This window comes from uncultured Succiniclasticum sp. (genome assembly GCF_902793885.1).
Lineage (GTDB): Bacteria > Bacillota > Negativicutes > Acidaminococcales > Acidaminococcaceae > Succiniclasticum.
The window spans coordinates 1-5684 of record NZ_CADBFF010000048.1 but is presented as its reverse complement, the minus strand read 5'-3'; the positions used below and the strand labels follow the sequence as shown (position 1 = coordinate 5684).

Annotated in this window: 8 protein-coding genes; all 8 read right to left on the bottom strand. The window is 44.1% G+C overall.

Annotated elements, in window-relative coordinates:
* Positions 1–141: 141 nt before the first annotated feature.
* The 8 genes from QZV31_RS12790 to QZV31_RS12755 all read right to left on the bottom strand — a co-directional run bounded on the left by QZV31_RS12790 (position 142) and on the right by QZV31_RS12755 (position 5427).
* A complete protein-coding gene (locus tag QZV31_RS12790) occupies positions 142–405 on the bottom strand; it encodes a hypothetical protein (protein WP_295361373.1) in 264 nt (87 codons plus the stop codon).
* A gap of 48 nt (positions 406–453) precedes the next feature.
* Positions 454–690 carry a hypothetical protein gene (locus QZV31_RS12785; RefSeq protein WP_295361371.1) on the bottom strand — a complete coding sequence of 79 codons (237 nt, stop codon included), beginning with the start codon at positions 688–690 and terminating at the stop codon, positions 454–456.
* Positions 691–978: 288 nt separating this feature from the next.
* The gene (locus QZV31_RS12780; RefSeq protein WP_295361368.1) at positions 979–1227 is read right to left on the bottom strand and encodes a DUF1653 domain-containing protein; all 249 of its coding nucleotides are present in this window, start codon (positions 1225–1227) and stop codon (positions 979–981) included.
* Positions 1228–1276: 49 nt separating this feature from the next.
* Entirely contained in the window at positions 1277–1687 is a 411-nt protein-coding gene (locus tag QZV31_RS12775; protein WP_295361366.1) for a dihydrolipoamide acyltransferase, read from the bottom strand.
* A 323-nt stretch (positions 1688–2010) separates the two neighbouring features.
* Positions 2011–2259, bottom strand: coding sequence for a Nif11-like leader peptide family RiPP precursor (locus QZV31_RS12770; RefSeq protein WP_295361364.1), 249 nt, complete (start codon positions 2257–2259; stop codon positions 2011–2013).
* A gap of 381 nt (positions 2260–2640) precedes the next feature.
* Positions 2641–2901, bottom strand: coding sequence for a Nif11-like leader peptide family RiPP precursor (locus QZV31_RS12765; protein WP_295361361.1), 261 nt, complete (start codon positions 2899–2901; stop codon positions 2641–2643).
* 292 nt (positions 2902–3193) lie between these two features.
* The gene (locus tag QZV31_RS12760; protein WP_295361358.1) at positions 3194–3613 is read right to left on the bottom strand and encodes a hypothetical protein; all 420 of its coding nucleotides are present in this window, start codon (positions 3611–3613) and stop codon (positions 3194–3196) included.
* A 41-nt stretch (positions 3614–3654) separates the two neighbouring features.
* The gene (locus QZV31_RS12755) at positions 3655–5427 is read right to left on the bottom strand and encodes an autotransporter outer membrane beta-barrel domain-containing protein (protein WP_295361355.1); all 1773 of its coding nucleotides are present in this window, start codon (positions 5425–5427) and stop codon (positions 3655–3657) included.
* Between the last annotated feature and the right edge of the window lie 257 nt (positions 5428–5684).

Sequence of the window (5684 nt, the reverse complement as noted above, 5' to 3'; positions counted from 1 at the left end):
AATCTGAGTAAAATTATGTTTACTGGCCGCAATGCTAACGCATTGTGGTCTTTTATTTTTGCTTATTTATTATAGTACTATAACAAAACAGCCGTGGAAGTTCCACGGCTGTTGAATAGGTTACTTTGCAAAATTAGGGTTTTATTTAGCGCCTTGCAATGTCTGCGGTCCCTCTTTAGGGCATGACCCAAGCCCCCAGCAGTTTAACTGGGCTCCTCCGGCTACCGTCTTCAGATGCTCGCCGTCTAACTCGAAGTCCTCGAGTTCCGACAGGTACGCTTCGGCTTCTTCTATAGACAGTTCAATACCTTCAGCCTTTGCGAAAGCCATCAGCTCTTCCGCAGTCTTACACTGCATCGCTTTTTCTAACATTTCTTTTGTGATTTCGTTTTTGTTAATTGGCATAGTGGAAGCCTCCTTATATGTTAATCTCGCTATGCATACCTGTACCAATTACGAACCATACTTATTGACATGTACACAATCTTTATAACAAACACCACCAGCCACACTTCTCAGTTGTGTGCTGTCCAACTCCAGGTCATCTATCTCTGACATATACGCCTCTGCTTCCTCCTGCGTAAGGTCAATACCTTCGGCTTTCGCTAATGTGATGAGTGCAGTAACATCCTTACACTGAACAGCTTTCTCAACCAGTTCTTTTGTCAGTTCGTCTTTGTTAATCGGCATAGTAGAATTCTCCTCGTATTAGTTAATTTTTAAGTATCTTTTATTATTATATATACAAAATAGATTCATCAAAATTGACGCTGTTGGAAATTATTTTTAATTATATCATACTCATCGTTGCTGAGCAAAACTGGGATTTTCCATAATAAAACAAAACAGCCGTGGATGCTGATGTACAACAACACCTATAAATGTAATTGACATAATCAAACTCTTAATACGTTTTAGTAATATATGCATTTACCGTCTCATGTACCCTGCTTTCATCATCCTGCATGATATTGCTCCTCATCCATTATTACTCAGATCAACTTTTTCAAAGCGCCATTTCTGTTGTACGTCCGGATATTTTTTGTAATCCACTTCGCTCATAAACATATCCAGCGGACGTACGCAGTCGGAATAATCACCATATAGATGCTTATAAACGACATGAGGCTCCCCGGTCTCAGAATGATTGGCTATGGTGATGATAAGGTACAGTTTTCCTTTAAAATGACGGTACACTTCGTTAGGTTTTGGGACAGGTCGTTCCACGATAGTTCCTCCGTAACTTTCTGTTACATATAACTTGGAGAATTTCAGCTCAAGAGTATTGCTCCAGGTGTCTGTTTACAGCCGCGTTCAATTTATCATCTGCTTTATGTTGAAACTTTTTCGATTCAACCGCAACACGGGTATGCGAACCTTTGGAGATAATCCCGGTTTCATCGCTTGCTTCAAGCTGAAATTCAAAGAATCGTTTTTCATGTTTTGCCAATATGGCCGTAACTTTAATTTCCATACCTAACGGCGTTGGGGCGTCATGGCTCAAAGATAGAAAGCACCCTACGGTCGTGAATCCGGAATCACAATATTCAGCCGCCAGTTGCATAGCAGCACTCTCATAAAGCTGTGCCAATACAGGCGTCCCCAATACTTGCAGCGTCCCACTTCCGACGGAAACAGCAAGCATGTCCTCTGTTACAGTTTTTGTAATAGTTTTTTGCGTATTCATTATTACTCTTTCTTCTTTTCGTTTTATTAAAGTCATTTACAGGAGTATTCGTTAAACTCCCGACATCAGCAAGTATTTTCTGTGCAAGATCAGTCTTCTTCATGTCATTAACCCCAGCGTTTGCATCCTCACAAATCACGATTTGTATCACTGCCATCATTATAACAAAACAGCCGCAGAAAAATCTACGGTTGTTGAGCAAAACTGAGGTTTACCATACTAAAACAACAGCCGTGGATGCTGAAGTTCCACGGCTGTCTGGAAAACAGGAACTAATTTAATTCTCTATTTTTGAACAAATTAAAAAATATAATCAGGACAATTTAACCTACATTTATATAACCAGGACAAGCTTTCCCATAATTTTCGCAAACATTATAGCCGCCCGCGACCTTTTTCAGCGCTTCTTCTTCCAACTCAAAATCGTCCATCTCGGCCAAATAGGCTTCAGCCTCCTCTTTTGTCACTTCAATACCTTCCGATTTGGCTAAAGCCATCAGTTCTTCAGTAGTACGACATTGCATCGCTTTTGCAAGCATTTCTTTCGTGATTTCGTTTTTGTTGATTGGCATAACAGGATCCTCCTTTATGTTAAATGGTAACTGCCTTTACTTATATATACAAAACAGGTTCATCAAAATTGACGCTGATGGGAATATTTTTTTTAATTATATCATACAATCTTTACTGAGCAAAACTGGGATTTTCCATACTAAAACAACAGCCGTAGATGCTGAACTTCCACGCCTGTTGAATCATTTACTGTGTAAAACTGGGATTTGACGTATTAAAAAAAACAGCCGTAGATGTTGAAGTGATCCACGGCTGTTGAATAGGTTACTGTAATAAATTGTTGTTTTCGTAACCATAGACGCTTCCGCCGGCTCCACCTTTTATCACCGCGTGAGAGCCAAATTACATGATGTACTTCCAAATATGGATTCCCGTTCTTATCAATAAATGGAGCAGCCTTTTCTATCTGGGCAAAACCAATCGTCCAGGTCAGTTCTCATATAACACTTACCACCGGCTATATTCTTCATTTCACTGCTGTCCAGTTCATAGTCGGCCAGTTCCGCCAGATACGTTTCCGCTTCCTCTTTTGTCAGCTCATAACCGCCGGTCTTTGCCAGCTCAATCAGTTCATCGGCAGTTTTGCACTGCATGGCTTTTTCAATCATTTCTTTTGTGATTTCGTTTTTGTTGATTGGCATACTATACCCCCCTTTTTAATAAAAATTCAACGGGTATCCATTTATGTTATTTATTATAAACGAAACGCGAAAAATAAGCAACATTTGTTGAGCTAAACAACGATTTGTGCGATTAATTTTGATTTACTTAGTTATAACAAAACAGCCGCAGAAATTCCACGGCTGTTAGAAAAACGCAAATATGTCTCAACTTCAATTCTTTCAACGTTTCCTCCGGATGCGGTACCGGTTTCCTATTTTATCCCATACCGTTTACCTGCATTTCGTATTGGAATCAGCAAGGACAGCCCTTTTACTTCCAAATCCAGGAATCACTGTAAGAGATACGTTTTTGCTTCATATAAGGCTTCATCGTTTTCCAAACAGATGTCAGCACGGGCTTTTCGCTTTTGTATTCCGGAAATTTCCAGAGCCCGGCAGCTTCGTCGTAAATGGCGCCCACAAGCACATCGTTTTGCGACTCGAAACCGTAAACGACAGTTTTCTCCAGGGAACCGTCGCTTTCACGAACAACTTTTACCGATGCCCGGTAATCCATTTCTCTGGGGAGAGTTTCCGCGTTTATGCTTTCCGAATCCAGATAGAACGAGCGTCCGTCCCGGGAACAGCACCACACATCCGCAGCCAGGGAAACTCCCGGAAAATACAGGGAACCTGCTGCAAAAAATGCTGCCGCCAACACCAGTATTCTAAAAATTTTCCCAGTAAACATGAATTTTCCTCCCTGTCATAGTATTCAGTATCCTGTTTTATTTACCACATTCTCTTTACCATTACGCTGCAAGACAAATCCTTATCGTGATGACCGCGCTGCCAGGTTACGTCGCCGCCCACGATCCAGCCTTTGGCCACTTCCACCTCGCCGCCGATGGATAAAACGAAATGCGTCTTATCCTGCACATTGCGCATATCATACGTGTTGGCCGCATCGCCCATGTAACTGTAGCGCAGTTTCGGCTCCGCTCCCGCGAAAGCATGCTTCACTCCGGCACGGACAGCGTAGCTGCCCCCGGCCAGATAGCGTTTAAATTCTACACCAAGTCCCATGCCGAAATAGTCATTGTGTTTGCTGTTAACGACCTGATTGAACACACCGGCGCCGTCTTCGCTGTAGCCGTTCTGCCACAGCCGGGACAGCTGGGCGTTCACGTAAGGACGCACATGCCAGGCTTTGTTTTGCCCTGCCTGCAGATCGTACAGGTATTCGCCGCCTAATTCCAATATGCGGCTGTGGTAATCCGCGCTGGCGGTCATGTCTATAACGCCTCTGCGTAATTTGTTACGCATCCAGCCGTAGTCCAGGTACACCATGCCTTCGCTCTTTGCTTTGTTGAAGCCTGCGTACAGACCGAAGCGGGTGTCCTTTAATCTGTTGCTGGAACTGTCATCAGAAAAGCTCGTCTGCCCATAACCGGCAAACACACCGGCCCTCCAATTGGACGCTACCTGTTTGTCCCAACCTAACAGGATGGTACTGCTATGGTAGTCCGTATCACCCCGCACATCACCCCAGTTCTTACCGAACTTCAACCAGATGTCGTTGGTGGCGGGTTCTACCTTTTTCGTTGTAACTTCCATGCCGTCGTCATTGCTTTCGTTCAGATGCTGCACCGGTATTTTTATTTTCGCTTCTTTACTCATGAAAGCTTCGTTCAGCCGCGCGGACAAAAGATGCCGCGTCACATTACTGCGCTGCACCGCCGCCATGTTTTTGGCGGATGCATTGGAGGCGATGTCAGAAAAGGCCCGTTTCGCAAGGCTGACGTCCAAAGAATAAAGCGTTGCAAATTCCTGCCTGCGGTCATTGTCCGCCGCCAGGAAAATCCTTCCCGCAGCATTGTAGCCCTGTGTTTCCTGCTCGTTCATCACACCCATCAGACTGCGCTCGATAGGGCGAATCGTGCTTGAAAAATAGGTGTCGTAAAGACCCAGGCATGCATCCATTCCCTGATTGGTATCATAGGCACTTTCGATTATCTCGGCATCGCTATTGCCTCGCCCGACCAGATATTCGTAGGTGTACTTCTTCGCGCGGGCCACCGCATTATCGTAACCGTTCCGGTCCGTAATGTTACCGTTTGCGTCCACATACGAGTTAATCCGGGCCTCGTTCCTCACGGCCGCAGCCGCCCGTGCTTTCTGCTCAAGCGGCATATCTGCCAGCATCAGGGCGTTGAGCCTGTCCGTTACGCCTTCATGGTAACGCGTTCTTTCCGCCTTCCATTCCGATACTTTCATTGCGCTGGTAAAATCGTAAGTGGCAAAAGCTTTGAGCGTTCCCGTTGAATTCGGCTTAAATCCGTAAATTGTTTCCGGAGCTACATCCACGTCACGCACCACTTTGTAATTTTCCAGCGGGTTATGCACATATTGAAACCCGTTGTCCGCAATGGGGGCCGCTGATGCAAATACTCCAGGTTCTCCTCCGCAAAAAACAGTTACGGCAAGGAAAACCAAAAACACAAATACATTTTTCCACACTAAACGATGCCTGTCAGCCGCTTGGTTTTTAGTTATGTTCAACATGATTTCTGTCCTCTACTTCGAGCCAACTATTTAAAAAACGCTTTCCATATTAAAACCTATGCTGATGAAAACTACTTTTATATTATATTATATCATACTAATCTTTACTGAGCATAACTGGGATTTGACGTATTAAAAAACAGCCGTGGATGTTGAAGTGAACCGCTCCCCGTCAAGTAGACAGTAAAATAATTAAATATTATTTCACAGCGCTTCGACGCTGTGGCAACCGCAGATTCCGTTTGGCAGCTAAAGCA